This window comes from Dietzia sp. DQ12-76, from assembly GCF_014145045.1.
In the GTDB taxonomy this organism is placed as follows: Bacteria; Actinomycetota; Actinomycetes; order Mycobacteriales; family Mycobacteriaceae; genus Dietzia.
Genome location: NZ_JAALDV010000480.1, coordinates 2744 through 4308 on the forward strand (window position 1 = coordinate 2744; position 1565 = coordinate 4308).

At 68.4% G+C, this 1565-nt stretch carries 1 protein-coding gene; it reads right to left on the reverse strand.

Annotated features, from left to right (window positions below; translation table 11 throughout):
• Positions 1–10: 10 nt before the first annotated feature.
• Positions 11–1565 (reverse strand): alpha-1,4-glucan--maltose-1-phosphate maltosyltransferase (locus tag G6019_RS15155; RefSeq protein WP_182627935.1); only part of this gene is annotated, 1555 nt, incomplete at its 5' end.

The following is a 1565-nucleotide window of genomic DNA, read 5'->3' on the forward strand; positions in this document are numbered from 1 at the left end:
CCGTTGTCCCTCAATCCACGATGTGCGTGCGGTAGGTCAGTTCGACCCTACGTGCTTCGTCGCAGGGTGGGACCACGACGATGTGCGCGACCGCCGTCCACGGCTCGAGTCGCACGTAGTTGCTCGAGCCCCAGTGGAACTCGCTGCCGGAGACCTCGTCGTGGACGCTGAACCGGGCGTCGTCGTCGTATCCGAGGGCGGCCATGTCGAGCCTGAGGGTGCCCTCCTGCACCCCGTGTGAGTCGAGGGAGACGACCGTCAGGACGCAGTCACCGGTGGCGGGGTCGATCTTGGAGTAGGCGATGATCTGATCGTTGTCCACGTCGTGGAAACGCAGTGTGCGCAGCTGGTGGAGGGCGGGGTGCTCCCGACGGATCCGGTTCAGGGTCCGCAGCCACGGGGCGAGCGACTGGCCCGCCGCCTCGGCGCCGGCGAAGTCGCGGGGCCGGAGTTCGTATTTCTCCGAATCCAGGTACTCCTCGCTGCCGTCGGCGACGGGTTGCCATTCGAACAGCTCGAAGCCCGAGTACACACCCCACGCCGGGCTGAGCGTGGCCGCGAGCGCCGACCGGATCGCGAACATCGCAGGACCTCCGCGCTGCAGCGACTCGTGCAGGATGTCCGGGGTGTTGGTGAACATGTTCGGCCGGGCTTCATCGACGTGCGCCAGCAACTGCTCGCAGAACTCGATGAGGTCGGACTTCGTGGTCTTCCAGGTGAAGTACGTGTAGGACTGCGAGAAACCCCGCTTCGCGAGCCCGAACAGACGGGCCGGGCGGGTGAAGGCCTCGGCGAGGAACAGCACGTCCGGCTCGGTGCGCTTGACCTCCGCGATCAGGCGGCTCCAGAAATCCGCGGGTTTGGTGTGCGGGTTGTCCACCCGGAAGATCCGTACGCCCAGGGAGGTCCACAGGCGCACCACCCGGAGCACCTCGGCGTAGATCCCCTCGGGGTCGAGGTCGAAGTTGACGGGGTAGATGTCCTGGTACTTCTTGGGTGGGTTCTCGGCGTACGCGATGTGGCCGTCGGGGAGCACCGTGAACCACTCCGGGTGGGCCTGCGCCCACGGGTGGTCCGGAGCGCACTGCAACGCCAGGTCCAGGGCGATCTCGACGCCGCGAGAGGTGGAGTACTCGACCAGTTCGCGGAAATCCTCGATCGTGCCGAGGTCCGGGTGCACGGCATCGTGGCCACCGTCCGCCGAGCCGATGGCCCACGGCGACCCGACGTCCCCCTCCTCCGGGGTGAGGGAGTTGTTCCGGCCCTTGCGGTTGATCACCCCGATCGGGTGGATCGGAGGCAGGTAGACGACGTCGAAGCCCATGTCCGCCGCGTGGTCGATGTAGCCGCGCGAGGTCGCGAAGGTGCCGTGGACCGGCCGACCCCGCTCGTCCCACCCGCCCGTGGAGCGGGGGAAGAACTCGTACCAGGAGCTGAACTGGGCCTCACGGCGGTCGACCCACACGCGGTGGGTCTGACCGGGCGTCACGAGCTCGCGGACGGGCCCCGCGGCCATCGCGGCCGCGACCTCGCCGGACAGCGCCAGCGACGTCCGTGTCCCGGCG